Genomic DNA, 25,460 nt, shown 5'->3' with positions numbered 1-25,460 from the left:
CAATGCCAGAGCGTACAGAGATCGCCGTGGTCGGCGCCGGCATTATCGGGGTCGCCTGCGCGTTGCAGCTGGCGCGTCAAGGGCGCCAGGTGGTGGTGATCGACTCGCAGGCGCCCGGCCTGGGCGCCTCTTATGGCAACGCCGGCCACTTGGCCACCGAGCAGGTGTTTCCGATTGCCGATGCATCGATCCTCAAGCGCTTGCCCGGCATGCTGATGGACCCGATGGGCCCGCTGCGCCTGGACTGGAAATACCTGCCACGCGCCCTGCCCTGGTTTATCCGCCTGCTGCTGAACCTGCGCCCGGCCCACTACCGGCGTACGGTAGCGGGCATCCGCGCGTTGAACGAAGCCAGCCTGGCGGCGTGGCAACGCTTGCTGCACAGCATCGACCGCGCGCAACTGCTGCGCGAAGACGGCTCGCTGCTGGTATTCGAACGCCCGGAGTCGCGCGCGGCACTGGAGGCAGTGCAGGAGCGCATGCGCCAGCAGCAGGTGCCAGTGACTTTCTGGACCGGCGATGCAATCCGCGAGGCGGCGCCGCAATTGAGCGATGCCATTCAGGGCGGGCTGTTTTTTCCGAGTACCGGGCACTTTCTCGATCCCTATCAGGTGGTCTGCGAGCTGGTCGAGGCGGCGAAAGCTGCGGGTGTGCAGTTTCTCCAGCGCCAGGTGCTGGACGGCCGCACAGATGATCAAGGCGTTACGCTGAGCACCGATCAAGGGCGATTGGCCGCGCGTCAGGTGCTGATCGCCTGTGGCGCCCACTCGGCCAGGCTCACTGCGGCACTGACGGGCAAAACCGTGCCGCTGGACACCGAGCGTGGCTATCACCTGATGCTGCCGCATGAGCATCAGCGCCTGCCCTTCGCGGTGACCTCCCTGGAGCGCAAATTCATCATGACGCCCATGACGGGCGGCCTGCGCCTGGCCGGCACGGTGGAATTCGCCGGGCTGGAGCGCCCGGCCAACATGCAGCGCGCCTGGCAGTTGCATCGACTGAGCAAAGGTCTGTTTCGTCAGGACCTGAGCCAGGAAGGTGCGACGCCCTGGATGGGTTTTCGACCGTCGCTGCCGGATTCGCTGCCGGTGATTGATCGAGTGTGTGACGGCAAGGTGCTGCTGGCGTTTGGTCACCAGCACCTGGGATTGACGCAGGCGGCGGTGACGGCGGAGATGGTTGGCGCGTTGGCAAGCGGCGATCAGTTGCCGTCGGGCTTGGCGCCCTATCGACTGGACAGGTTTTAAGCCGCCGGGTTGCCGGTGGAGGTCTTCAACAGTGCCTCCGCCATTTCCTCGATGTCGTCACGCATCCACAATTTTTCCAGCCAGCCAGCCGGAATCCCTTGCACGCCATAGTGGGCGCCGGCCAACTGGCCGACGATGGCCGCCGTGGTGTCGGCGTCATCCCCCAGGTTGGCGGCCGCCAACACCGCCTCGGCGAAGCTGTCCGTGTTGAGGACGCACCAGAGCGCGGCTTCCAGCGACGCCACTGCGTAGCCGGAGCCGGTGATTTGCTCGCGGGTCTTTTCGCGGTAGCCGCCTTGGGCAATCGCCAGCACTTTGGGCGCCTGCAGCCCGGTACTTGGGATCGTCAGCCATTGCTCTTTGGCGGCACCGCCTAACGCCCCGGCGATGGCCCGCGCGAGCACCACGCAACATTCGATCGCTTCCTGGGCGCCGTGTGTGGTCCGCGAGCTTTGGCGGGAAAAGTCCTCGATACGCTGAAGGTCTGGAAAGTAAAACAGCACCACTGGCGCCAGGCGCATCATCGAACCATTGCCGGCCGAAAACGGCGCGGTCGAACCGGCAAACGGGTCGCCGTGCTGTTGGAACGCCGACAGCGCCTCACGCACGGTCATGCCGATATCGAAACAATCACCCGTCGAACTCAAGTAGCCCCACGTCCACCAGTTCAGGTACCGGGCCATCTGGTCCGCCGCGTCAAAGCCGTTCTTGCGCAGGAGGCTCTCGGCCAGGCAGAGCGCCATGGAGGTGTCGTCGGTCCACTGTCCCGGCTTGAGCTGGAAAGGCCCGCCGCCGACCATATCGGTGACCGGCGCAAACGTGCCGCGCGGCATGAATTCGACTGTCGTGCCCACGGCGTCGCCACACGCCAGCCCCAGCAAGCTGCCGCGATATCGATCGATAAGCGTGATGGTCATTAGCTCTCCTTGACTGAGCATTCGTGCGGATTTTTGTCTACCGCGCCCATGCTACTTGACCAACCGTTTCTCCTTCGAGGGGCGATATCCGAAATACGCGCTGTAGCACTTGCTGAAATGGCTCGGCGAGACAAAGCCGCAGGCCACCAGCACTTCCACCTGTGACAGCTCGGTGTGCTGCAGCAAGCGCCGCGCTTCGGTCACGCGCAGTTCCATGTAGTAGCGCTGCGGCGTGGTGCCCAGTTGCTCTTTGAACAAGCGCTCGAGCTGGCGTCGCGAGCGACCGGCGTAGACCGCGAGTTGGTCGAGTTCCAGCGGTTCCTCGAGGTTGGCGTCCATCAGTTTCACCACCTCACGCAGGGGGGCGCTGACGCTGACATTTTCGGTCGGCTTGATGCGCCGGTAGCGCGACTCTTCGAAGGCCAGGATGTCTTCGATGCCTTCGACCAGGGCCTTGCCGTGCAGGGCCTTGATCCAGTCCAGGGCCATGTGGAAGGCGCCGGAAGGGCTGGAGGCGGTCAGGCGGTCGCGGTCGATCACGTAGGGTTCGCTGGTGACGTGGGTGGCCTTGGACACTTCGGCGAGGGCCGGCCGATGTTCGGGGTGGATGGCGCAGCGATAGCCTTGCAACAGGCCCGCACGCCCGAGGAACCACGCGCCGTTCCACAGTCCGGCGAGTTTTACGCCCTGCTCGGCAGCGCTGCGCAGCAGGTGGATGAAGTCTTCGCTGGCCTTGAGTTCGGTGCGAAAGCCGCCGCAGATCACCAGCAGCTCCAGATCCTGCAGCGCCGACGAACCCAGGCGTGCATCAGGACGAATGACCAGTCCGAGGTCGCTGATCACTTCGTCATCCGCGCAAGCAAAGGTGCGCGTGGCGAACAGTTCAGGCCGCAGCAGGTTGGCGGTGACGAAGGTGTCGAGGGTCTGGGTGAAGGCCGGCAGCGAAAAGTGTTCGAGCAGCAAAAAGCCGACGCGGGTGAGCGGCACCGGCTGCCGCGAGGTTTCGTTGAGGTAGCGCAGGTTCTTGCCTTGCATGCCACCGCTGAATTGGCGTCTTTCCATCGAGGGTTGGCCCACGTTTATTGTTGATGCAGTGGGCGCCATCTTAGGGGCAAATGCAGTGGCTGTCTCACGCGCTGATCTTGAGAAAAGCGCCCTCGATCAAAGCCCGTGGCAGAACGGCGGCACACGCATCTGATACGGTTTTTTCTTTGTTATCTGCATCTGTATCGAAAAGCCGCCTGGGCGGACAATAGCGCCATCCCCACTCCCTTCCCTTCGGAGGCCTTATGACCAAGATGGCACTTTTCCTGTTCGGCTTTTTGGTATTGACCATCGGCATCGGCCTGCTGGCAACCATCTCGCCGGTCTGATCCAGCCTCAATCGCGGCAGCGGCTATCTCAACCGGCAAACAGCATCGGGTACAGCGACAGCACCAGCAGCCCCGCCATCACGCCGTTGAAGAGCCGCACCCAGCGCGGCTCACGCAGCACATTGCGCAAGCCCGTGCCACACCCGACCCACACGCATACGCTGGGCAGGTTGACGATGGCGAACACCAGGGCAATCACCAGCACGTTGGTGACATAGCCCTCGGCCGGCGTATAGGTGGTGATGGCGCCGAGCGCCATGATCCAGGCCTTGGGGTTGACCCACTGGAACGCCGCCGCGCCGAGGAAGGTCATGGGCTTGCCGCGCTCATCGTTGCTGTCGGACATGCCGCCTGCCGTGGCGATTTTCCACGCCAAGTACAGCAGGTACGTCGCGCCCACGTAGCGCAACACCGTGTAGGCCCACGGAAAGACCTTGAACACCTCACCCAGGCCCAGGCCCACCGCAATCACCAGCAGCATGAAGCCGATGCTGATGCCCAGCGCATGGGGAATCGAGCGGCGAAACCCGAAGTTCACGCCGGAGGCAAGCAACATGGTGTTGTTCGGACCGGGGGTGATCGAGGATACGAAGGCAAACAACACAAAAGCTGACAGCAGGCTGGTAGACATGACCATGACGCGGCATCCAAACGGGGGTGGCAGGCCTGCGACAGTAAAGCCATCCGCGCGCCGCCGCCCCGTACAGCTAGGAGCGGATCGAGCTGTACACTTTGGCGCCGCCGAGAAAGTCCCGGCAATACTGCGCGGCCAGCTCGGGACATTCGACCATCGGCAAGTGCCCCACGCCGTCGATGATCTGCAGTTGCGCCTGCGCAAGGCCGGCGAGCCAGGTCTGCGCACTGGCGACAGGCACCATGCGGTCTTCGCGGCCCCACAGAATCAAGCTGGGCACGCGCACCTCGGGTAGCCACGGCTCCATGCGCGGGCTGCCTTCGAAGTCTGCGAAAATCTCTGCAAGCTCAGCACGCCGCTTGATATACACCGCCGCCTCGGCCGCCAGCAGCACCTCGGGAATCCACGGCGGCGACGCCATGGTCATGGCGAAGAACCGATCAAACTGCGCCCGCGTGTGAATCAGGAAAGGGTTGTCGCCGGCATTGACCAGCTCTTCCACTTCATTGGGCTGCGGCAATTGCACGCCGGCCGCGCCGATCAGCACCATGGACAGCACCCGTTCCGGATACTGCGCAGCCAGCCAACTGGCGATGTAGGCGCCCATCGAACTGCCGATCACGTGCACCTGCGCGACCTGGCACGCGTCGAGCAATGCCACCATCCGCCGCGCCTGGGCCGCGATGCTGTAGTCGCCGCCGGGCACAAAGGCGTTGCTGCCGTGGCCAGCGAGGTCCGGAATGATCACCCGGTAGTCGTCGGTAAAATACCGCGCGAAATCCAGCCATACGCCCTTGTCCGCGCTAAAGCCGTGGATCAGCAGCAGCGCCGGCGACTGGCGATCACCGCCCTGCCAGGTGGCCAGCGTCATGCCCTTGATAGGCACCACCACGCCCTTCAAGCGCGCGCGCCGCGCCTGCACCTGTGCAATCAGCACAAACAGCAGATTGCCCACCCGTGGGTAGGTCAACCACACCCCGAGCCCCACGAGGGCGAGCAAGGCAACGATCACTAGCATCTACGCGTCTCCACCAGCAGAAATGGCTCAACGCTATAGTTGCCCAGCGTGCTTGAATCCGCGCTGAACGGATGACGAACGCCCACAGTGAAATACTTGTTGTCTTTCACGAACCTTTCACAGACGAGCGCCTATGGTCAATCCAGCTCCTAATGAACATCCCTTTAGCCCGTGCCCCCATCACGGGCTTTTCTTTGCCTGAGATTTATCGCGGGCAAAAAAACAGGCAAGTCATGGTGCATGACTTGCCTGTCTTAGTGCCTATCGGTCAGCGCGGACCGCCACCTGGCCCACCCGGGCCGCCGCCTTGACCATGGCCACCGCCATGACCGCCACCACCGCCGCCTCCCGGTGGCATGAACATCCAGCAGCCCGACAGGCTCGACAACAGCGCGACAACCACCGCCGCCTTGGTTACGTAACTCAACTTCATTCTGCACTCTCTTGCTTGATGAGATTAACTTCTCGCAGGCTATGACCGTGCAAAATGAAGTGCGTCATGACTATCGTGTAACACGTGGGTAAGGTTTGTATGCATGGCGATACAACCCATTGTTTTTCAATAGCTTGGGCTCTGTGACCGTGACAGGAAACACTCGTCGAGGCTAGCCCTTGCGCAGATAGGCAAACATAGGCGGCACGTAATCCGCCTTGCCCAACGCCGTCATCAGGTGAACGTAGAACGGCGGCGTTGCCCAGTCGACCGCGTACTCATTCAGCGCGCAGGTCCCGGTGCCGAACCAACCCCTCCAGCGTAAACCGTGCCTGCATCAGCACCACGTCCCTGACCAGTTCCATCTCCTTGACGCTGACCTCGGTCCACTTCAACGCCTCAAGCAGCTTGGGCTTCTGCACCCGGAACGCCAGGCCCTGGGTAAACAGCGCCATCGAATGAATGACCGTGCGTTCATCCTCCAGCGCAAACCCGGCCAGGCGCGCGATAAGCAGCCGGATGACCCGGGCGATGCGTGCCTTGAAACGCTCGTCGAACGCCGTGGTTGCACTTGCCGGGCATAAACCGGCCTGGTGGCGGTCGAGGAACGCCCGCCATGCGCTGGTCTGGGGGCTGTCCTGAATGGTCGAGACCACCGCGCCGAGGATGCCCAGTGACACCTCGATCAAGGCCGCATCAGCGGTATTTTCATCCGCAAGCGCCTGTTCAGCGGCCTCGACGGTTTCGCTCATCTTGCGCCACAACAACGTGATCAAGTGCTCGACGCACGCCAGGTACACGCCTTCCTTGCCGTCGAAGTAGTACTGGATCGCCGGCGCGTTGACGCCGGCCGCGGTGGCGATGTCGCGGGTAGACGCACCGTCGTAGCCACGCTCGCCAAACACCACGACCGCCGCCTCGACAATGCGTGCGCGGGTTTCTTCACCGCGCTGATAGCCACCCTCGGCGGCCGGTTTATGTCGTGCCATGTGCTGCTCCCTTCGAATACCCGAAGCAAAATATACCAGTTGACAAAAATTCGCGAAAAAAGGAATTTATTCCACCTGATATAAATTCTGGAGTGACCCGATGTCCGCCGCACCTCCCTCCCCTCAGGTCATGCCTGAAGACAGCGTCACCACCCAACGCGGCAAGGCCCGGCGGATCCTGCTGACACTGGCGACCGTGGCCGTGCTGGTCGGTGTGTCATGGGCCGCCTGGTGGTGGATCACCGGGCGCTTCATCGAGACCACCGACGACGCCTACCTGCAGGCCGACAGCATCAGCGTGGCGCCGAAGATCAACGGCTACGTCGCCGAGGTGCTGATCAGCGATAACCAGGACGTCAAGCGCGGCGACATTCTCGTGCGCCTGGATGCACGTAAATACCAGGCCGTCAGCGACGAGGCCTCGGCAACGATTGCCGCGCGCGAAGCCGATTTCGCCAAGGCCCAGGCCGACCTGGTGCAGCAGGATTCAACCATCGCCGAAGCCCGCGCGCAATTGCAGGGGGCGCAGGCCGATGCCCAGCATGCGCAGACCGAAGTCGCCCGCTATGCACCGCTGGCCCGCTCGGGTGCCGAACCGGAAGAACGCCTGGCGCAACTCAACAACCAATTGGCGCAGGCGCGCAGCACGGTGGCGGCCAAGCAGGCCGCTTTGCGTTCCAGCCAGACCCGCTATGGCACGCTGCAGGCCCAGCTCAAGCAGGCCCAGGCGCAACTCGGCGTGGCCAAGGCCAGTGAGGCGCAGAGCCAGCTGGATGTGGATGACGCGGTGATTCGCAGCCCGCTGGATGGCCGCATCGCCGATCGCGGCGTGCGTGTCGGCCAATACGTGCAGCCCGGCACGCGCCTGTTGACGGTGGTACCGGTCAGCGCGATCTACCTGACGGCCAACTACAAGGAAACCCAGATCGGCGCGATGCACCCCGGCCAGCGCGTGAACGTGCACGTGGACGCCCTGCCCGGCCATGACCTGCAGGGCCATATCGACAGCCTCTCCCCCGGCACTGGCGCGCAGTTCGCGTTGCTGCCGCCGTCGAATGCCACCGGCAACTTCACCAAGATCGTCCAGCGTGTGCCGGTGAGGATTTCCCTCGATCTGCCTGACGACATTCGCGCCGCCTTGATGCCCGGCCTGTCGGCCACCGTGGACGTGGACACCCGCACCCACGGCGCGGACGCCAACCATGGCTGAGGCACTCATGGCCGGGGTGGCCGCCGAGACACCGCGCAACGCCTCGCTGACCGACTGGATCGCCGTCGCCGCCGGGGCGCTTGGCGCGCTGCTCGCCACCCTGGACGTCTCGATCACCAACTCGGCATTGCCGCAGATCCAGGGCCAGATCGGCGCCACCGGCACCGAAGGCACGTGGATTGCTACCGGCTACCTGATGTCGGAAATCGTCATGATCCCCCTCGCCGCCTGGCTGACCCGGGTCTTCGGCCTGCGCCGGTTCCTGATCGGCACGGCGCTGATGTTCACGCTGTTTTCGATGTTCTGCGGCCTGTCTTCCAGCCTCGGCGCGATGATCGCCGGGCGCATCGGCCAGGGGTTCGCCGGTGGTGCGATGATCCCCACCGCCCAGACCATCGTGCGCACCCGCCTGCCCCCGCATCAATTGGCGATCGGCACCACGATGTTCGGCATGACGGTGATCCTCGGGCCCCTGCTCGGCCCGGTGATTGGCGGCTGGCTGACCGAAAACATCAACTGGCGCTGGTGCTTCTTTCTCAACCTGCCCATCAGCATCGCGCTGATCACCTTGTTGATCACCGGCCTGCCCACCGAGCGCATGAACCTGCAACGTTTCATCAGCGCCGACTGGCTGGGCATTCTCGGCCTGGCCATGGGCCTGAGTTCGCTCACGGTGGTGCTGGAAGAAGGCCAGCGCGAGCACTGGTTCGACTCGCTGCTGATCAGCTGGTTGAGCATCGCCACGCTGGTTGGTTTTTTCCTGATCGCCGTCGGGCAATTTCGTTCGAGTACGCCGATCCTGCGCCTGCGACTGGTGCTCAACAAAAGCTTCGGCAGCGTGCTGCTGATCGGCACGGCAGTTGGCGCCGGCCTGTATGGCACGGCGTATCTGGTCCCGCAGTTCCTCGGCATTCTCTCCGGCTATAACGCCCAGCAATCCGGCGCGATCATGCTGCTGTCCGGTATCCCGGCGTTCCTGCTGATGCCGATCCTGCCGAGGATGCTTGGCCGCTATGATCTGCGCTGGATGGTCGGTATCGGCCTGTTGCTGTATTGGGCCAGCTGTTTTGTCGATACCCAGCTCACCGCCGACAGCGTCGGGCATGACTTTGTCTGGTCACAGCTGCTGCGCGGTTTCGGACAGATCCTGGTGATGATGCCGCTCAGTCAGCTGTCGATGCGTTCGGTCGAGACCCAGGATGCCGGCGACGCGGCCGGGCTCTACAACATGTCGCGCAACCTCGGCGGCACCATCGGCCTGGCGCTGCTGGGCGTGCTGATGGACCGACGCAGCCACTTCCACGACGACCGGCTGCGCGAAGGCATCCTTGCCAACAGCCAATTGACCCAGGACCACATGGCGAGCAACGCCGCCAGCTACCTGGCGCAAACCGGCGACCCGTCCACCGCACATTTGCAGGCGTTGACCCAACTGGCCAGCGACATCGCACGGCAAGCCTCGGTGATGGCCTACAACGACGCGTTTTACCTACTGGGCCTGGCGATGCTGGCGTGCCTGCCCCTGATCTTCATTCTGAAAAAGCGCACGGTACAACGATGATTGCTCGCTCGTTTCCCCTCCTCCTGACCGTCGGGCTGCTGTCCGCCTGCACCGTGGGCCCGGATTACCACGGCGCCCCCGACGTTGCGCCGAAAACCCTCGCCGCCGCACGTTTACCGCATGCCGACAGCGACGTGCCACACGCACCTGCCGTCGCTCAGTGGTGGCAGGGGCTGGGCGATCCGCAGCTCAACGCGCTGATCAGCCAGGCCCTGCAAAACAGCCCGGACATCGCCACCGCCCGGGCCCGACTGCGCCAATCGCGCGCCAGCCTCAGCGGCGCGCGTGCGCAGGCGATGCCCAAGGTCACGGGCGATGCGGCGATGCTCAAACTGCGCTCGCCTGATACCTCGGCGCTGGGCGGTGGTGGCGGTGGGCGCGGCCCGCTGAGCCTGTATCTCGCCGGCTTCGATGCCAGTTGGGAAGCCGACCTGTTCGGCGGCACGCGCCGCGCCGTCGAGGCCGCACAGGCCGAAGCCGACGCCGCACAGGCACAACTGGCGGATGCCCAGGTGCAACTGGCCGCCGAAATCGTGCAGGCCTACACCGACCTGCGTGATCAACAGGCGCGCCTGGCGCTGGTAGAGGCGAGTGTCGACATCGAAAACCAGGCCCTGGACCTCACTCAACAACGCCGCAACCGAGGCGTGGCCTCCCAGCTGCAACTCGAACAAGTGCTCACCCAGGCCGAAAATACCCAGGCCCAGCGCTTGCCCTTGCAAGCCGCCATCGTCGAATCCCAGGACCAGCTGAGCCTGCTGTGCGGCCTGGAGCCAGGCGAACTGGATGAGCGCCTCGCCACACCGCAGGCACTGCCTTCCATTCCCGCCCAAGTACCCGTGGCCGATCCCGCCGCTCTCTTGAAAGCCCGCCCGGACATCCGCGTCGCCGAACGCAAACTGGCCTCCAGCAACGCGCAGATCGGCGAGAAAACCGCCGACTGGTTTCCCAAGCTCAGCCTGATGGGCGACCTGTCCTTCTCAGCCGGCGACCCCGGCCACCTCGCCCGCAAGGACAACGGCACCTGGCTGATCCTGCCGCGCCTGACCTGGAACGTGCTGGATTTCGGCCGCGTCGCCGCCAGCGTCAAAGGCGCCGAAGCCGGTCGCGATGAAGCGCTCGCGCAGTACAAGAGCGTGGTCTTGAGTGCACTGCGCGATGCCGACGTCGCCCTGGCACGCTACGGGCATCAACGCCAGAACGTGGTGCTGTTGCGCAACGTCGAATCTTCAGCGGTACGCGCGGCGGACCTGACGCGCCAACGTTATCGTGCGGGCACGGCGAGCACCCTGGATTGGCTGGATGCGGAGCGCACGCGCTACCAGGCGCAGGAGAGCCGGATTTCCGGCGATGCCGAATTGCTCAAGGACTTTGCCTCGCTGCACAAGGCCCTGGGACTGGGATGGAGCCTGTGACGACGGCGTTTACACGCCCTTGCTGCCTGAGACACACTGGCGACTCGGCAGCGCAATAAAGCGCGCCGGCGCGCCACTCAGGGAAGAACATGCTCACCATTCGGCAAGCGACCCAGGCCGACCTCGACGCCTTGCGCGAAGTCGGCTGCGAAACCTACCGGCAACACTTCTCGGCCATCTGGTCGCCCGCCGGCTTGCAGGCTTTTCTCGACCAGGACTTCTCAACCAGCGCGCTCAGCCGCTCACTCGCCCAGCCCGACCAGCACGCCTGGTTTATCGCCGCCGATGACAGCGGCCACCTCGTAGGCTTTGCCAAGGTCAACCGGTCCACCCCTGCCCCCGTGACCGGTGAACCCGGCGCCGAACTGCAAAAAATCTACTTCCTCAGCAGCGCCGCAGGGCGCGGGTATGGCAAGCAACTTCTGCAGTTCATTCGCCAATGGGCATTGCAACGTGGAGAACGCTTGCTCTGGCTGGATGTCCTCAAGAGCAATGCCAATGCCCGTCGCTTTTACGCCGCGTCGGGTTTCCAGCAGGTCGCAGAAATTCCCTTCAGCACCGACCTGGCAGAAATCGGCATGGTGGTCATGGCGCTTGAACTCACGTCATCGGAGTCATAGATGAAAGACTTGATACAAGGCCTCGATGGCCCCAGGACGGCACAGCAGGAACTGTTCTACGACCTGGAAGATGCGGCAGCGGTCATAGGCTGGTCCGTGGTCGAATTGACGGCCATGGCGGCCAACGCGAAAACCCCGCACGAAGCGGTGGCGCTGATGAAGATCAGCGCATTACTGACGGCCCAGCAAGCGAAAATTGGCGGGTACGCCGGAGAGGTGAAGGAGCAGCGTATTCTCAGGAGCGAGGGGCCGGCTTGATGGATTGGGCATTGGTGCTGGGCGATCTACTCAGGGCATCTATGAAATCAGCGGCGATGCACTTTTACTGCGCACAGAGTTCATTCCACGTAACGGAGCCACAAATGCGTCCGACCGGAGATCGCCTGTGCAACTGCGCAAACGCGTGCTTGTAGGTCTTCATCGCGAGTGTTGTAGAGCGCACAGAAGTCTCTGGCTACGACGTCAGCCAAGGATGTATCAAGCGGCTCAGCACGAATGAAGCCGATGTAAGAAGCACCTACGCCCATCAACTCAAAGCCATGCGCTTTCGAAAAATGACGCGCAACCGCAAAGTTCTTCGCTGGATCCAGGTCGGAAGTGAAATAGCCATTCGGAAAAGCCGCGAGTGCCTGGCAAGACTGCTGAACGGGCACCACGACAGCTGAAAGGGGTTGTTCCAGCAGAGAGACAGGGTTGTTCTGATAACCGATCCACTCCTGCACGGCCTGCTCATCCAGCGTCAAACCATGAGCGCAAGCGTCTTCGAAAGACGTGGCTACAACCAGGTTCATGAAATTGCGAAGACAGATTGCGAACTCCGCTTTCGTAGTCGGATAACCTATGTATTCACCATTCTCGAAGCACTCTGGCGGTAAACCCGCGATGTCCTGCTCCGATGCATCGTCCATCCCTGAATTGTTGCGCGCATGTCCCGAGGTGTAGCGGGCTTGGTGCAGATCATCGAGCGAGAACAGAGGTGTAAATCCAGGGTGCGCCTCAGCAATCTTACGACGAGCTTCGGCGAGATCGTCAAAGCTGATAATCCCGCTCACAGCGTACTCATCGCATGTACCTACAGACGGGTTGTCACGCATGCCATTACCGCGAAATTCAATCTCCATAACCTGTTCACTGCTCCATGGTGTTACTGAATTGAGTGAGTAATCCTAAGCGTTCCACGCTCACCAGTGGAAGATACGCTTGCAAGCGACAACAGGCCTTGGGTTACCTCCCCATGAATGGCCGATACTCCTTTTCTTATTGATGAGTATCAGCCTCCTCTGCGGGATAAAACTCGCCCTCCTTCCCGATTTTTTCCAGCCGTTCGCGCACAATTACCTCAACGCTGGCCACGGCGGCTTGATCGTCAGAGTTGACCAACTGCACGCACAGGCGTCGGACATTCTGATCGTGGGTGCCCTCGCTCATCATCTCGTGGGTAAAGACCTGTTCGCCACGCCATAGGCATAACTGGGTATGCGTTTCGCCGAGCCATATTTCGTTGATTGATCTAAGGTCGATGGTAGCTAGTTGATCGACGGTGATTGTCTTATCCATTGCGCTGTACCTTACCCATGAGTAGATACAGGTAGACTTACAGGCATAGCGGGTCGTTCCACGCGTTGGCAGTCCAACCGGGCTAATGGTGGTTGAGTACGTTCCGCCAGGATGATTGACGATTGGAGGCGGACAGTACGGGCTGACAAGGGCAATCACGTGACTGATCCAGCTTTTTGACATCCAAATGGTTGTGCCTGAATCAACCTTGATCTCCCCTCCTCGGGCCGTTGCTGCCGGCTGCACAGATGGCGGGCAGGCTACGGTACGGCCGACAGCTGTCGGCCAAAAGCTGACGTTAGCTAGCGACCGGTTGAATCTACAGCCATAAGCGGACAGTTACGACCGAACCCACAACAGAAGCCGCCAACTGATCGGATGCCTTCTGAAATTCAGCATCAGTCAAATTCCGCCCAGTAAGATCGACGGCGACATACATTGAACCGCGCACCATCTCATTTGAAAAAGAACCATCATTACTATTGATCGACTTTGCAGCCTTGAGCCAATTAGAGGCGATGATTAGATCCCTTTTCGTGGCTTCATCAGACGCTAAAAGGAGCTTCTCATTGACAATATTTCTCATATATTCATAGGCGGCAGGATAGTTCTTGGCATCCTGAAACCCCTGCAACACAGCCTTTTGATTCGAATCAAACTCAACAAGGTTCATACTTAGCCCCTCAGCGAACCAGTTTCTGACTTAAAAAATCCGTGATAGTCGCATCTAAATATTCAAGATCCTGGTGGCTTGTCGAATATTGATAAAAAACAAATACGTCTCCCGCCACAAGCCTTTTAGCCAAATAGGTATTTCCCATATTCGTCACAAAGACAACTTCACCGTCCTTGCCACGAAAACGATACATTTCGACAGATCCAACATCATAAATATCGATAGTGCCCAAGCGCCTATCTGGCTCCCGCGTTCCGACGATTCCATTTTGGTCGTATCTTTCAGAATCAATATGGCTCATCCGCAAGACAACCACAGAGTCATCCACCACTCTGGCACCTATCAATTTCATCTCCGGATATTGAACTGTAAGCGTCACAACACTGCCGTCACGGGTCTCCACGAGCCGGCACTCTTCTTTTGAAAAATCAAACTTAAAAGACGGCCCACCACCCAGCCCCTTATTTTCAAAAGTACATGGCACTGTGGCGCTCCCTATAAGTGGAATCGTCGTAAGAAGTATCGCCGTGAGGAGTATTTTCAGTTTTAGCTGCACAGAGCACGCCATCGAAAGTGAGGACCTTGAACCTAAGACTGTTCGAGCCGCGCAAGACCGAACCCCCATCCATGAAAATAGTCCGCCTAGCGCTCTCTCAAACTCTCCTGAACATGCTGGCGCAAAGGGCTCAGGAAGTAATCCAGCACCCGACGCTGATCCGTCTTTACCTCCGCCGTCACCGACATACCCGGCGACAGCGCAACGCGTTCTCCCTTGATATTCAAATAATCTTCTTTCAGTCGAATCCGACTGCTGTAGACGAGCCCACGTTTTTCATCGTCTATCGCATCGTTGGACACCCCGATCACCTCCCCTTCAACGGTGCCATAACGGGTGAAGGTGAAGGTTTCCACCTTGACCGTCACCGCCTGGCCGGCGCGGACAAAACCCACATCCTTGTTTTCCAGCAGGGCTTCCACTTCAACGGGCTGGTCGGTAGGCACGATGACCATCAATGCCTGCGCTGGCGTTACCACACCACCCACGGTATGCACCGCCAGTTGCTGGACAGTGCCAGCTACCGACGCCTTGAGCTGGGTAAGGGCTTCTTGATAGCGGGCCTTGGTCAGCAGATGAACCAGGCTCGCTTCCTTCTGGACAGCCTCTTGTTGCAGATCCAGCATGGCGCGTCGAGTCTGCGCCACCACGCCTTCGCGTCGACGTTGTGCTTCGCCCCGGGCAGCCGTGGATTGCAATACGCTGGCCTGTTGCACACTCAGTTGGCGCAACACATCCAAGCGTGCTTGTTCCTTTTGCAGGTACTCATGGCGGGCAACATATTGCTGGGCTAGCAAGCGTTGATAGTCCTCAGCCAACTGTGTCGCGATCGGCAACGCCTGACGCAAGCTGACCACCTGCACCTGCGCAGCCTGGATGTCCGCAGTGCGCTGTAGGATCTCAGCGTCTGCCTGCGCCAACTGGCTTCGATACTCTTGATATTGCCCTTGCAACCAACGCTGGGCACTCAGCGTCTGCTCGGGGCTGAGATCCACCATGCTGTCACGCGCCAGCATCGGCTCTTGTTGGTGCTCGATAGCCTGCAACATCGCCGTACTACGGGCGCGATCTATACGCGCTGCCAATAAGTCACCCTGCGTGCGTCGTACCTCAGTATCAGCCGAAGTCGCATCCAGTTCGATCAGCACTTCACCCACTTGCACACGCTGCCCGTCACTGACGTGGATCGCCTTGACCACCGCAGTTTCGCTGGATTGGACCAGCTTGGTTTTACCACTGGGGACTATTTTTCCGGGGGCGACGGCCACCACTTCGATGGTTCCAAAGTAAGCCCAGGCAAGCGCCAGGACAAAAAACAGCATGATCCCCCAAACGAAGACTCTCGGGGCCGGATGCGCCGGGCTGTCCTGCAAGGTCAAAGCAGCCGGCATAAACGCCAGCTCATGGGGTAATCGCTTGGGCGTTTCCATCCTCTTGCGCTGGCCCCAGGACTCTCTCCAGACTTGCCGATAACGCTGTAGCAGTGCCAATGCCATGCTGACTATCTCCCTGCCCTGTTTTTATCCTTGTTGCATGCGGTGCAGGCGTGAGTAATGTCCTGCCTGATGTGCCAACAATTCAGCATGGGATCCCTGCTCGACAATTTGTCCGCGGTCCACCACCAGAATGCGGTGGGCGTCACGCACTGCGGACAGCCGATGCGCAATGATGATGACGGTGCGACCGGCGCAAATGCTTTGCATGTTCTGCTGAATGACGCGCTCCGACTCATAGTCCAACGCGCTGGTGGCTTCGTCGAAAATCAGGATGCGCGGGTTGCCGATCAACGCGCGAGCGATGGCGATTCGTTGACGCTGGCCGCCAGACAAGGAGGCCCCGTGCTCCCCGACCACGGTGTCGTAGCCTTCAGGCAGTTCCAGGATGAACTCGTGGGCGCCGGCCATCTGTGTGGCCTGCATGACCGACTCCAACGCGATACCGGGGTCTGTGAGTGCGATGTTTTCCCGAATGCTGCGGTTGAACAGCATGTTGTCCTGGAGCACCACACCAATCTGCCTGCGCAACGACGACACATCGGCCAACGCCAGATCCATGCCGTCGACCAGTACTCGCCCACGTTCCGGAACATACAAGCGCTGGAGTAAACGCGTCAGCGTGCTCTTTCCAGAACCCGAACGCCCCACCACGCCAATGACTTGCCCTGCCTCGATCTGCACGCTGATACCGCGCAAGACTTCAGAGCCATCCACCCGATACCGGAAATGCACTTGGTCAAATTCAATATGACCTTTCAACGGTGGTAGGGCACTGCGCGCCGCCTGAGCCATTTCCGTGCGCGAGTTCAGAATATCCCCCAGGCGCTGCACAGAAACGCCGGTCTGCTGAAAACTGGTCCAGAGCTGCGCCAGACGCATAATCGGTTGGGAGACCCTGCCGGCCATCATGTTGAACGCTATCAGCGCGCCCACCGTCAATTGACCGTCAATCACCAGGCGTGCGCCCATCCAAAGCGTCGCTACCGTGACCAGTTTTCCAATAAAGGACACACTCTCGTTAGCAATCGCCGACAGGTTTTGGGTCTTGAAACCTGCGGCAACGTAGCCAGCAATCTGACCCTCCCATTTGCGGACGACCTGAGGTTCAACCGCCATGGACTTCACCGTATCGATGCCATTCACGGTCTCGACCAGAAATGCCTGGTTTTCCGCACCGCGTGCAAAGCTATCCTGCAAACGCGCACGCAGGACGGGTGTAACTATCAGCGATACCAAGAAATACAAGGGCAGCGACAACAGGACAATCAAGGTCAGCCACGCGCTGTAGTAGAACATCACAGCAATAAAAACCACTGAGAACAGCACATCGAGCACCACCGTAATGGCGTTGCCGGTGAGGAAGCTGCGGATGTTTTCGAGCTCACGCACCCTGGCCACGGAGTCCCCAACCCGCCGAGCTTGAAAGTACGCCAAGGGCAGATTGACCAAATGACGGAACAGCCGCGAACCCAGCTCGACATCAATGCGGCTGGCGGTGTGGGCAAACAGGTAAGTGCGCAGGCCACTCAAGGCCGACTCGAAAATCATGATGCCCAGTAATCCGGTGGCAACCACGTCCAGAGTCGTCAGTCCGTTATGGACCAATACCTTGTCCATCACCACCTGGAAAAACAGTGGCGTCAGTAGCGCAAACACTTGAAGTACGAACGACACCAACAGCACTTCACCGAGCAACTTGCGGTACTTGATGATGGCTGGAATAAACCAGGTGAAATCAAACCGAGAAGGTTGATTGGACGACCCCGTTTCGGATCGCAGGAGAATCAACTCGCCGGTCCATCGTAACTGCAACGTTTCATAGTCGATGACTTCGGCACGCGCCTGACGGGGATCGTGAATCAGCGCCTTTCCCTGGTCGACCCTGGCAATGATAAAGAAAGTGCCGTCAAGGTCTGTCGCAATCGCCGGAAGTGGGGTTTGGTTGAGGTGCCCCGTCGTCGTGCGGATAGCCTTGGCCTTGAGGCCCGACTTCATCGCCGCCAATAGCAATTCCTGTTTTGCACAAGAGCGGCCTTCGGGGCCAAATTCGTGAGCCAACTGCTCGGCACTCACCGCAATGTCATGCAGGCGCGCCAGCACCACCAAACAGGCCAGCCCCGTGTCTACAGGTAATTCCGTATGTGAGCCTTGTTCGCTCATAGCGCATCCATGCCAGTTCAAAAGTGTTCAATCAAAAAGTGCAGCACACCTCTACGCCAGATTCATGGTGGTTGTGTGACAGTGGGGTCTTGTGGAAGCTTGAAGTGCGCATTTTGATTAACGCTGATTTCGTGCATCCACCGGCAGAAAGTCTCTATCGGCGTCGTAGTTTTTAGTCAGGTACATAGCCAGGCTGGAGAGATCGGCTGGACTCAGCGTCCCAGCGGCCTGTTTGAGTTTCAACGTGTTGATGATGCAGTCGTAGCGCGCGTTGTTGTAATCCCTGACCGCGTTGTAGAGTTGACGCTGGGCATTGAGCACGTCGGCCGTATTGCGTGAGCCCAGTTCACGCCCAACCTGGTTGGCTTTAACAGACGCCTGGCTGGACAAGATAGTCTGGCGCCTCGCGATCACTTGCTCGGTATCGGAGTTGACGGCGCGGTGCAAATTACGCACGTTCTGCACGACTTCACGCCGTTGGTCTTCGCGCTCATCCTCGCTCTGTGCCAGACGCTCGGTGGCTTCACGCACCTGGGAACGCGTAGAACCACCCGAGTACAGCGGAATATTCAACTCAAGCCCCACACTGCGTTGCGCGACGTCGCCGTAATAGCCGGAACGCCCAAAGTCCGTGGGATTGCTGTAGCCGAAATTGTCGTTATCGCCTTTGCGATAGGAGACCACCGCATCCAGCGTCGGCGCAAAACCTGCCTTGCGTTGGCTACGCGTATGCTCGGCGGCGGCGACGGCATAATTGTTTGCCAACAATGCAAGATTTTGTTGCACAGCCCGGCCGACCCACACATTTGGGTCATTGGGCTGAGGCGTTTCTATGGGAAGTTGATGCGCAATCGCCTCGATGGACGAATAGCGCTGTTTCGTCAGTCGAGAAAGCCCCTCGAAGGCATCCTCCACTTTTCGCTCAGCCAGCTTGCGATTAGCGGTGGCCGTGTCGAAGGCAGCCTGTGCATCCAGTAAATCGGTAATGCTGGAAGCGCCATTGTCCAAACGAGCCTGCGCTTGCTGCTGACGCAGCAACGCTGCCTCTTCAGCCTTGGATGCAGCCAATAAATCCTGTGCGCGCAGCGTTTCAAAGTAAGCCTGCGCAGCGCTTAACATCAATTCCTGCTCTTTTGCCGACAGCTCCAGTTCTGCCTGAGCGGTACTCGCCTGCGATGCTTCAAGCGCAAACCAGCGATCAAGCCGGAACACCGGTTGATTTAGATTGGCTTGGAATACTTTTTGATTACGGGTACGCGTCAACGAAGGTTGGTCGCGTTCCAGTCGCACTGCTTCCACCGACCCGCCAGCGCTGAGGGTGGGAAGTAACCCCGCTCGCGCTTGAGGGATAGCCTCACGTTGCGCACCGAACGCGTGTCGGGCGGCGGAAAGCTTTGCATCGTTAATGGCTGCTTGCTGGTAAACACTCATCAGGTCTGCGCGCCGAAGCTGATCCTCGGCCAGTACCGGATTGAAAACGCCCAATACACAGACAATCACACAGCAAATCCTTGTGCAGTTACTCATGAAAATCCATTTTCAAAACGATGCCTCTCGGCATTCGTGGGGCTACAGGTATCGCAAATCGGCAAGGAGTGTAGAGCGTTAATTGTTACCGTTTGGAGTCTGCGCGCATCCGCGAATTGCCAAGAATCACTTGCCGTTGTTCTATAGGGAGGGCACATCGAAAAAAGCGCGAGCGGCCGGGGAAGGCCCGTAAACCATCGTGCATCCTAAATCGGATGCTCACGATGTGAGTGAGTAAGCCATTTTCGGCGCTCGACATCACAAATTGATTCGGGGTAATCGTCACCGATTGAGGTACTAGATTCTTAATGCGGCATAACCTGCACCTTACGCCAAATGGTTTGAATCGGTCCTTCTTCCGTATACGCTTTCAAAGGACCGCTTCTGGCCGATTTCTGCCTCTCGCGACGGACAGAAATGACCAACAGAGCACAGGCTCATCACCGGGTTGAGTCGGTAACTTGTAGGACCATAGTCAGCGAATCGCCCATCAGAACACGTAAAGCATCCAATTGCGATGCGCTCAGGAAGAACGAGGAGCGAGGTGGGGTTTCCAGCGGCATTGAAAATAGTGGCGACAGAGTGCGCCTGAGACTTTCAGGATAAGCAATGAAAAATGCATCTCCCTGCGTGCCCACAGCCGCAGCTCCCGTCGTGCATCTGATTTCGAATGCACTGTATTCACATCGCCGAATCTCAATCGGCAAGAGGGTCAAGGCTCCGACTCTACACTTGCGAATCGCCCTTGAGATACTGTTGAACTCTGATGCGGTCCCTACCAGCCGGACCTCATTTACTGACACTTGGACTAGCACTCTTCGCACCTTATTGACCGTGGCCCCCACCCTTAGCCTAACAAGTCCGGAGTATCGGCGGTATGAACAGCTCGGACATCGGCATTATAATAATGCAACATGATGAGGGTCACTTCGGGTCGGTTCCGGTCTTTTGCGACCGGCTACAATCGACCCTAAGCTGCCCTTCGCGAAAGGCGGCAATCGGCCATGTCCGGACATTTGTGTCAGGCATAAAATCGACTGTGTGACAGGCTTCGGTTGCTGATCCCTGCCCTGAGAAATGGCGAGCGTGTCAGAGTTGCACCCAATCCGTCGCAGAGCCACAGCTATCGCATTTCATGTCGCAGAAAATTGAGCACCTGCGACAGACTCGCACGACATCGCAAAGCTTTACCCAGCGGTGCGAGCGAATCGTCGCATAACTCAGGAGTTGAGCGATGACAGCGCTTGGCCGAGACTGTGTAAAAAGGCTTCCATCGTGCTTAGATCTGCAGCGTTAAATCTTCCAACCTTAATCAGTCACAGGAGCGTTCGTGGCTGGGTTTATCCTAATTATCTTGTGAGGAAAGTAATGGAGGCTCTTCAACGTGCTCCCATTCCAAATACCATTCGTATGTCTCGTTGTCAGCCTTGAATTCATGTTTAACAGTCCTGCCAAGTCTCACTAGCTTTCGAGCCATGTGAGAGGAATGTGTCTTAGTCATTCTCGGCGCTTTCATAAATGTCATCGTGTGTATGATTGCTGGAGATTTTAACGCAGGAACTGCCTGATGAAATGCTTCATTCAAGGCGAATATCGCGTCAAAGCGGACAAGATCCTGAAATGTTGGTTGTTCGATAATGCGTGTTGGAAAGTCAGCTTACTGATCGTGCCATAGGCCAGTGGAGCGTAGTCGTCTACTCTCCCTGGCCACCATCGACGGGTGTTCTGGCAGTTGAATGGCGCAGGCGTCTTCAGAACTGGTACTTGAGCCCCACCATCACGTTGCGCGGATCACCGCTGTAGTAGCTGTTGTAGAGGCCGTAGCCTGTGTAGTACTCGCGATCAAAGATGTTATTGAAGTTAAGCGAGGCACTCAGGTGCTTATCGATGTCATAACGTGCCAACAAACCGACCACGGCAAAACTACCCTCCTTGGCCTCCGATTCCAGTGACTCGTTGACGAAGTATGTCTTGCCCTGCCAGATAACGTTGCCGCCAACGGTCAGGTCCTTGAGCGCACCGTTGAGCTTGTAGGTGCTTGCCAGCTTGAACTGGCGCTCAGGGCGCTGGGAGTCGATACGGTTGTGCTGCTCATCACGCGGCTGGGAATAGGTGAACCCGGTCAGTACCTGCCAGCCCGGCAATACTTCGCCGGAGGCCTGCAACTCAAAGCCCTTGGTGGTATTGGTCACACCCTCGTAAGCATCACGACCGTCGTCGGTGCTGCCTACGTACTGCGCAAAGTTGTCCTGCTTGGTCTTGAACACCGCGATGCTGGTGTTCAATGCACCGCCGTAGAACTCGGACTTGAGGCCAGCCTCGTAGTTCTTGCCGGCCATGGGTTCCAAGACTTTGCCGCTGATATCGATGTTGCTTTGCGGTTCAAAAATGTCGGTATAGCTGACATAGACCGAATGCTGCTCAGTCAGGTCATAGACCACGCCAGCGTAGGGGATGACCTTGCCGGTTTTCTTGGCATCATCATGGTCAGGGTTGGCCGGGTCAGAGTTATAACCCAGTTCGCCTTCGCGCTTGTAGTTGACGACGCGGCTACCTAGGATAACGGACAGATCGTCCGTAGGTTTGAGGCGCACCGCGCCAAAAGCGCCGACTTCCTTGATGTGATAATCCTGGGAGCTCCAGGTTACGTAGGACGTAGGGCGAGGCGCATTATTGCCCCAGTTGTCAAAGTCCACGCTCGGGCGCGCAGAGGTTGCATCGGCATTTTGCGAGAAGTAATCCGAGCGGCGGTCGCTGACATTAAGCCCCAGGATCAAGTCGTGGGTGCGACCGAGCAAGGAGAACGGCCCGGTGGAATAAGCATCCACCGAATCGGTGTTGATGACATAGGTCTTGTGGCTACGGAACAACTGGGCTTGACGGGTCGTTTGGTCTGGGTAAGGGCCCCAACCGATCAGGTTGCCTTGCAGTTGCTCGGTGTCGCCTTTCCAGTGGCTGGCTTCGACACGCAGCATCCAGTCATTGTCGAAATGATGCTCGACACCGCCAAAGTACTTGGTGCTTTCACTGTCGGCATAGGCCCATCTGGCCGCCGGGTTTTTCGAGCGGGAAAAATCGGTACGCGTGCCATCGGCGTAAAACAACGGCAACTGGCCAAAGCTGGAACCGTTGGAGTTGATCTTTTGATAGTCGATACCGCCATACACCATGGTGTTGTCGCTGATGTCGGCTTCACCGATGGCGTAGAACACGTTTTTCTTCGACGAGTAGTAATCGATGAAGGAGTTGGAGTCGTCGTATGCCGCGACGACCCGACCCCGCACTGCGCCGTTTTGCGTGAGTGGCCCGGACAGGTCCATCTCAGTGCGATAGCGATCCCAGCTACCGCCACTGCCAGACACGTACCCCTGGAATTCCGTGGTAGGACGCTTGCGCACTAAGTTGACCACGCCCGCCGGGCTGCCGACGCCGCTCATCAATCCAGTGGCGCCGCGTACGACCTCCACCCGGTCATAGATGGCCATGTCCCGCACACCCAGGCCGTTGGTGTTAGTGGTGAAATCTGAAGTAGGCACGCCGTCGTACTGGAAGCTATTCAGCGCGAAACCACGGGAATAGAAGTTGAAGCGCTCGCTGTCGTCATGCATCACCGACACACCGGGGGTTTGCCCCAATACTTCAGAGATTGTGCCCAAGCCCTGATCAGTCATTTGTTGGCGGGTGATCACCGTCACTGATTGTGGTGTTTGGCGCAGGGTAAGCGGCAACTTGGTTGCCGTACTCGTCGCGCCCGTAGTGTAGGACCCGGAGTTCTCCGTCGTCACACCCAGCGCGTGCCCCTGAATCGTGGTTGCGCCTAAGTTGAGCGCGTCATCGCTGGCGGATGGGGCGATCAAATAACTGCCGTCGTCGACCTTCTGCACCTGCAGGCCGCTTTGGCCGATCAGGCTTTGCAGGGCCTGCTCCACGGTCATCTGGCTGTGCAGCGCCGGGGCTTGCCGGCCCTCGGCGATATCCGTGGCGAACAGCACATGGCTGCCGGTTTGTTGCGCCAGCGCATTGAGGGACTTATCCAGCGCTTGCGCGGGAATATCCAAGCGGTAGGTGGCGGATTGCGCATTGGCGGCCCCCGCCAGTAACAGGCTGGAAGCCAGTAATGCCAGACGTTGCACTCGCGTGTTCTTACCCATTGTGATCCCCAGTGATGAAAGTGCTCTCTATGGGCAATGGCGTATGACGCTGTAGGAATCTTGATGTCGTGTTGAAAATAATTCTTGTCTGTTAGCGAGTCTTGTTGAGAATCACGCGGCCATCGGCGGTACGTATCAGGCTCACCGGTAGAATCCGCGGCAGCATTTCGATCAGTGTCTCGACGCTTTTGCTGTCGAACTCCCCCGACAGGCGCAGTTCACCGGTGGCTGTGTTGGCCACTTTAATACGCTGCTCGCGGTACTGCTGAAGGTCGCGCACGACCTCACTCAGTGGCGTACCGTCGAAGCGCAACTTACCCTGCTGCCAGGCCGTCAGCGCCTCGCGGCTTGCCGGTGCCACCGTGCCGACCCCTTCAGCGGTGGCACGCACCTGCTCGCCCGCCTTCAGCAGGCGTGGCGCGGTGTGGTCATTGTTGACCTCGACACTGCCCTCGATCACACCCACATCCACCCCACGCTCATCGCTGCGTAGATTGAATATTGTGCCTATGTCCCGCACTCGTACGCCCTGGCTACGCACAATAAACGGCGAATCGCCATGTACCACGGTGAACATCGCTTCGCCGTTCAGCAATTCCAATTGACGGCTGCGCAGGCGTTTTTCGATACGCAGATGAGCGCCGGAATTGAGCATCGCCAAGCTACCATCCTGCAAACGCACTTCCTGACGTTGGCCGATGGCGACCTGCACATCCTCCGTCTGCCAGGCCGGATCCAACTGCCACAAGCCACCTGCCAGCGCCAGGACCAACAATCCGGCACCCAGGGATTTCTGTTTGCTGCGGCAGCTTTTGGTGAAGGCTTTACCTTCGGCCAGCAAGGTTTCCTTGGACGGCACGCGCTCACGCAAAGCGTCCGCGAACGGCTGCAGCAGATCGTTTTTGGGGTCACGGGAAGGCGAGGAATTCATGGGTTTTTCCGAAGGGCTCGGCGCGCCGGCTCCCAATGCTGACCGATGGTCTTCATGGCCCGCCCGAAATGCTGGGTCACCATGTTCACCGAAATTCCCAGCTCCTCTGCGATCTCCCGTTGCGACATGTCATGGATGCGATGCAGCAGGAATACCTGCCGCTGACGCACGGGCAACGCCTGGATGATGTCTAGCAACGCCGCCAGCTGCTGCTCGAAATCCAGCGCCTGGGCGCCGTCCCAATCGTCGACGCTCAGGTACTCGGGCACATGGCCATTTAAATGAGCCTGCCGCGTACGCTCGGCGCGAATACGGTCGATGGCGCGGTTGAACGCCGTTTTACGCAGGAACGCCAAAGGCGTGGCGATGGGGTCGCGGGGTGGTTTCTCCAGCATCTGCACGCACACTTCATGCATCAAGTCGCGTGCGAAGTCTCGGCCGTGGAAGCGACGCTTGATGTAGTCAACTAGGTCGTCGTAATGGAGAGCCAGGGCGGCCATCAGGGGGTGATGTGTGGGCATTCCGAGAACTGGCGTTTATGAGAATAGATCTCATCATAAAGGGTTGAGGGGGAGATAGCGAGGGGGAGTTCAAGGCTACTGCTGACGTGCCGATAAATTTCAGATTTAACGTAGACGCGCACACTTCAATTTTGGCGAAGCGTTTTTACACACTCTGGGCCGAAAGCTGTCGCTCCTAAGAACCTAATCTGAATGCAGCTATGGCTAGGGAGCGAAGGCAGCTCATAACAAAAACGGTGAAAGTTCTCTGTCAGCTCGATGCTAAAAACAGGCTACTTGTGGAAGCGATCCAAAAAATTGCGGAAGTGATTGCCCAAATCCCAGGCAATAAAAAACCCCGTAGACGTTAATCTACGGGGTTTCTAAGAGTGGAGGCCGAGGTCGGAATCGAACCGGCGTAGGCGGATTTGCAATCCGCTGCATAACCATTTTGCTACTCGGCCTCAAACGATCAATGCCCTTACCACT

The 25,460-nt window shown here is 59.1% G+C and carries 22 protein-coding genes and 1 tRNA gene; 6 read left to right on the top strand and 17 right to left on the bottom strand.

What is annotated here, in order from left to right; all coding sequences use genetic code 11:
• Window positions 1-2 precede the first annotated feature (2 nt).
• The gene (locus tag C9990_RS14695) at window positions 3-1,247 is read left to right on the top strand and encodes an FAD-binding oxidoreductase (protein ID WP_106803739.1); all 1,245 of its coding nucleotides are present in this window, start codon (window positions 3-5) and stop codon (window positions 1,245-1,247) included.
• On the opposite strand, the gene C9990_RS14690 is transcribed toward C9990_RS14695, so the two are convergent.
• The 6 genes from C9990_RS14690 to C9990_RS14665 all read right to left on the bottom strand — a co-directional run bounded on the left by C9990_RS14690 (window position 1,244) and on the right by C9990_RS14665 (window position 6,611).
• Window positions 1,244-2,164: an ADP-ribosylglycohydrolase family protein gene (locus C9990_RS14690; protein WP_106803738.1), complete on the bottom strand. Its 921-nt coding sequence runs from the start codon at window positions 2,162-2,164 to the stop codon at window positions 1,244-1,246. The genes C9990_RS14695 and C9990_RS14690 overlap by 4 nt on opposite strands.
• Window positions 2,165-2,215: 51 nt before the next feature.
• The gene (locus C9990_RS14685) at window positions 2,216-3,199 is read right to left on the bottom strand and encodes a GlxA family transcriptional regulator (protein WP_177410371.1); all 984 of its coding nucleotides are present in this window, start codon (window positions 3,197-3,199) and stop codon (window positions 2,216-2,218) included.
• Window positions 3,200-3,565: 366 nt separating this feature from the next.
• Window positions 3,566-4,174 carry a LysE family translocator gene (locus C9990_RS14680; protein WP_065908275.1) on the bottom strand — a complete coding sequence of 203 codons (609 nt, stop codon included), beginning with the start codon at window positions 4,172-4,174 and terminating at the stop codon, window positions 3,566-3,568.
• 70 nt (window positions 4,175-4,244) lie between these two features.
• Complete coding sequence (locus C9990_RS14675) at window positions 4,245-5,189, bottom strand: alpha/beta fold hydrolase (RefSeq protein ID WP_106803736.1); 945 nt, start codon at window positions 5,187-5,189, stop codon at window positions 4,245-4,247.
• Between the two features lie 268 nt (window positions 5,190-5,457).
• Window positions 5,458-5,622: a hypothetical protein gene (locus tag C9990_RS32480; RefSeq protein ID WP_177410332.1), complete on the bottom strand. Its 165-nt coding sequence runs from the start codon at window positions 5,620-5,622 to the stop codon at window positions 5,458-5,460.
• A gap of 278 nt (window positions 5,623-5,900) precedes the next feature.
• On the bottom strand, window positions 5,901-6,611 hold the full coding sequence (locus C9990_RS14665) for a CerR family C-terminal domain-containing protein (protein ID WP_065908270.1): 711 nt from the start codon (window positions 6,609-6,611) through the stop codon (window positions 5,901-5,903).
• A gap of 100 nt (window positions 6,612-6,711) precedes the next feature.
• On the opposite strand from C9990_RS14665, the gene C9990_RS14660 reads away from it, so the two are divergent.
• The 5 genes from C9990_RS14660 (at window position 6,712) to C9990_RS14640 (ending at window position 11,675) form a co-directional block, all read left to right on the top strand.
• Window positions 6,712-7,821 carry an HlyD family secretion protein gene (locus C9990_RS14660; protein WP_106803735.1) on the top strand — a complete coding sequence of 370 codons (1,110 nt, stop codon included), beginning with the start codon at window positions 6,712-6,714 and terminating at the stop codon, window positions 7,819-7,821.
• The gene (locus tag C9990_RS14655; protein ID WP_106803734.1) at window positions 7,814-9,382 is read left to right on the top strand and encodes a DHA2 family efflux MFS transporter permease subunit; all 1,569 of its coding nucleotides are present in this window, start codon (window positions 7,814-7,816) and stop codon (window positions 9,380-9,382) included. Before C9990_RS14660 ends, C9990_RS14655 begins: the two co-directional genes overlap by 8 nt.
• Entirely contained in the window at window positions 9,379-10,797 is a 1,419-nt protein-coding gene (locus C9990_RS14650; RefSeq protein WP_106803733.1) for an efflux transporter outer membrane subunit, read from the top strand. Before C9990_RS14655 ends, C9990_RS14650 begins: the two co-directional genes overlap by 4 nt.
• A gap of 89 nt (window positions 10,798-10,886) precedes the next feature.
• A complete protein-coding gene (locus C9990_RS14645; protein ID WP_106803732.1) occupies window positions 10,887-11,417 on the top strand; it encodes a GNAT family N-acetyltransferase in 531 nt (176 codons plus the stop codon).
• Complete coding sequence (locus C9990_RS14640) at window positions 11,418-11,675, top strand: hypothetical protein (RefSeq protein ID WP_106803731.1); 258 nt, start codon at window positions 11,418-11,420, stop codon at window positions 11,673-11,675. It abuts the gene before it with no gap.
• An 80-nt stretch (window positions 11,676-11,755) separates the two neighbouring features.
• Here C9990_RS14640 and C9990_RS14635 read toward each other — a convergent pair whose 3' ends face one another.
• From C9990_RS14635 to C9990_RS14585, 11 genes are all read right to left on the bottom strand, one after another.
• Window positions 11,756-12,538 (bottom strand): hypothetical protein, encoded by a 783-nt coding sequence (locus C9990_RS14635; RefSeq protein ID WP_256595090.1) that lies wholly within the window; start codon window positions 12,536-12,538, stop codon window positions 11,756-11,758.
• 136 nt (window positions 12,539-12,674) lie between these two features.
• Window positions 12,675-12,974 (bottom strand): hypothetical protein, encoded by a 300-nt coding sequence (locus tag C9990_RS14630; RefSeq protein ID WP_106803730.1) that lies wholly within the window; start codon window positions 12,972-12,974, stop codon window positions 12,675-12,677.
• Between the two features lie 319 nt (window positions 12,975-13,293).
• Complete coding sequence (locus tag C9990_RS14625; protein ID WP_106803729.1) at window positions 13,294-13,647, bottom strand: hypothetical protein; 354 nt, start codon at window positions 13,645-13,647, stop codon at window positions 13,294-13,296.
• Between the two features lie 10 nt (window positions 13,648-13,657).
• Window positions 13,658-14,206 (bottom strand): hypothetical protein, encoded by a 549-nt coding sequence (locus C9990_RS14620; RefSeq protein WP_106803728.1) that lies wholly within the window; start codon window positions 14,204-14,206, stop codon window positions 13,658-13,660.
• Between the two features lie 86 nt (window positions 14,207-14,292).
• Entirely contained in the window at window positions 14,293-15,702 is a 1,410-nt protein-coding gene (locus C9990_RS14615; RefSeq protein ID WP_106803727.1) for an HlyD family type I secretion periplasmic adaptor subunit, read from the bottom strand.
• Between the two features lie 24 nt (window positions 15,703-15,726).
• The gene (locus tag C9990_RS14610) at window positions 15,727-17,862 is read right to left on the bottom strand and encodes a type I secretion system permease/ATPase (RefSeq protein ID WP_106803726.1); all 2,136 of its coding nucleotides are present in this window, start codon (window positions 17,860-17,862) and stop codon (window positions 15,727-15,729) included.
• A gap of 117 nt (window positions 17,863-17,979) precedes the next feature.
• On the bottom strand, window positions 17,980-19,389 hold the full coding sequence (locus C9990_RS14605; RefSeq protein ID WP_106803725.1) for a TolC family outer membrane protein: 1,410 nt from the start codon (window positions 19,387-19,389) through the stop codon (window positions 17,980-17,982).
• Window positions 19,390-21,140: 1,751 nt separating this feature from the next.
• Window positions 21,141-23,540 carry a TonB-dependent receptor gene (locus C9990_RS14600; protein WP_216864358.1) on the bottom strand — a complete coding sequence of 800 codons (2,400 nt, stop codon included), beginning with the start codon at window positions 23,538-23,540 and terminating at the stop codon, window positions 21,141-21,143.
• Window positions 23,541-23,631: 91 nt separating this feature from the next.
• A complete protein-coding gene (locus C9990_RS14595; protein WP_106803723.1) occupies window positions 23,632-24,471 on the bottom strand; it encodes a FecR family protein in 840 nt (279 codons plus the stop codon).
• Entirely contained in the window at window positions 24,468-24,971 is a 504-nt protein-coding gene (locus C9990_RS14590; RefSeq protein ID WP_003210521.1) for an RNA polymerase sigma factor, read from the bottom strand. Before C9990_RS14590 ends, C9990_RS14595 begins: the two co-directional genes overlap by 4 nt.
• A 390-nt stretch (window positions 24,972-25,361) precedes the next feature.
• Window positions 25,362-25,435: transfer RNA gene (locus tag C9990_RS14585), tRNA-Cys, on the bottom strand.
• Window positions 25,436-25,460 lie beyond the last annotated feature (25 nt).

It is taken from the genome of Pseudomonas sp. S5D5, from assembly GCF_003013355.1.
Classification (GTDB): domain Bacteria; phylum Pseudomonadota; class Gammaproteobacteria; order Pseudomonadales; family Pseudomonadaceae; genus Aquipseudomonas; species Aquipseudomonas aylmerensis.
The sequence above is the reverse complement of the archived record's forward strand: the minus strand, read 5'-3'. Positions and strand labels throughout refer to the sequence as shown.

Bases quoted from the DNA above. Each gene is read 5' to 3' on its own strand.
- C9990_RS14695 (WP_106803739.1), top strand. From the start codon at position 3: ATGCCAGAGCGTACAGAGATCGCCGTGGTCGGCGCCGGCATTATCGGG.
- C9990_RS14690 (WP_106803738.1), bottom strand. From the start codon at position 2,164: ATGACCATCACGCTTATCGATCGATATCGCGGCAGCTTGCTGGGGCTG.
- C9990_RS14685 (WP_177410371.1), bottom strand. From the start codon at position 3,199: ATGCAAGGCAAGAACCTGCGCTACCTCAACGAAACCTCGCGGCAGCCG.
- C9990_RS14680 (WP_065908275.1), bottom strand. From the start codon at position 4,174: ATGGTCATGTCTACCAGCCTGCTGTCAGCTTTTGTGTTGTTTGCCTTC.
- C9990_RS14675 (WP_106803736.1), bottom strand. From the start codon at position 5,189: ATGCTAGTGATCGTTGCCTTGCTCGCCCTCGTGGGGCTCGGGGTGTGG.
- C9990_RS32480 (WP_177410332.1), bottom strand. From the start codon at position 5,622: ATGAAGTTGAGTTACGTAACCAAGGCGGCGGTGGTTGTCGCGCTGTTG.
- C9990_RS14665 (WP_065908270.1), bottom strand. From the start codon at position 6,611: ATGGCACGACATAAACCGGCCGCCGAGGGTGGCTATCAGCGCGGTGAA.
- C9990_RS14660 (WP_106803735.1), top strand. From the start codon at position 6,712: ATGTCCGCCGCACCTCCCTCCCCTCAGGTCATGCCTGAAGACAGCGTC.
- C9990_RS14655 (WP_106803734.1), top strand. From the start codon at position 7,814: ATGGCTGAGGCACTCATGGCCGGGGTGGCCGCCGAGACACCGCGCAAC.
- C9990_RS14650 (WP_106803733.1), top strand. From the start codon at position 9,379: ATGATTGCTCGCTCGTTTCCCCTCCTCCTGACCGTCGGGCTGCTGTCC.
- C9990_RS14645 (WP_106803732.1), top strand. From the start codon at position 10,887: ATGCTCACCATTCGGCAAGCGACCCAGGCCGACCTCGACGCCTTGCGC.
- C9990_RS14640 (WP_106803731.1), top strand. From the start codon at position 11,418: ATGAAAGACTTGATACAAGGCCTCGATGGCCCCAGGACGGCACAGCAG.
- C9990_RS14635 (WP_256595090.1), bottom strand. From the start codon at position 12,538: ATGGAGATTGAATTTCGCGGTAATGGCATGCGTGACAACCCGTCTGTA.
- C9990_RS14630 (WP_106803730.1), bottom strand. From the start codon at position 12,974: ATGGATAAGACAATCACCGTCGATCAACTAGCTACCATCGACCTTAGA.
- C9990_RS14625 (WP_106803729.1), bottom strand. From the start codon at position 13,647: ATGAACCTTGTTGAGTTTGATTCGAATCAAAAGGCTGTGTTGCAGGGG.
- C9990_RS14615 (WP_106803727.1), bottom strand. From the start codon at position 15,702: ATGGCATTGGCACTGCTACAGCGTTATCGGCAAGTCTGGAGAGAGTCC.
- C9990_RS14610 (WP_106803726.1), bottom strand. From the start codon at position 17,862: ATGAGCGAACAAGGCTCACATACGGAATTACCTGTAGACACGGGGCTG.
- C9990_RS14605 (WP_106803725.1), bottom strand. From the start codon at position 19,389: ATGAGTAACTGCACAAGGATTTGCTGTGTGATTGTCTGTGTATTGGGC.
- C9990_RS14600 (WP_216864358.1), bottom strand. From the start codon at position 23,540: ATGGGTAAGAACACGCGAGTGCAACGTCTGGCATTACTGGCTTCCAGC.
- C9990_RS14595 (WP_106803723.1), bottom strand. From the start codon at position 24,471: ATGAATTCCTCGCCTTCCCGTGACCCCAAAAACGATCTGCTGCAGCCG.
- C9990_RS14590 (WP_003210521.1), bottom strand. From the start codon at position 24,971: ATGGCCGCCCTGGCTCTCCATTACGACGACCTAGTTGACTACATCAAG.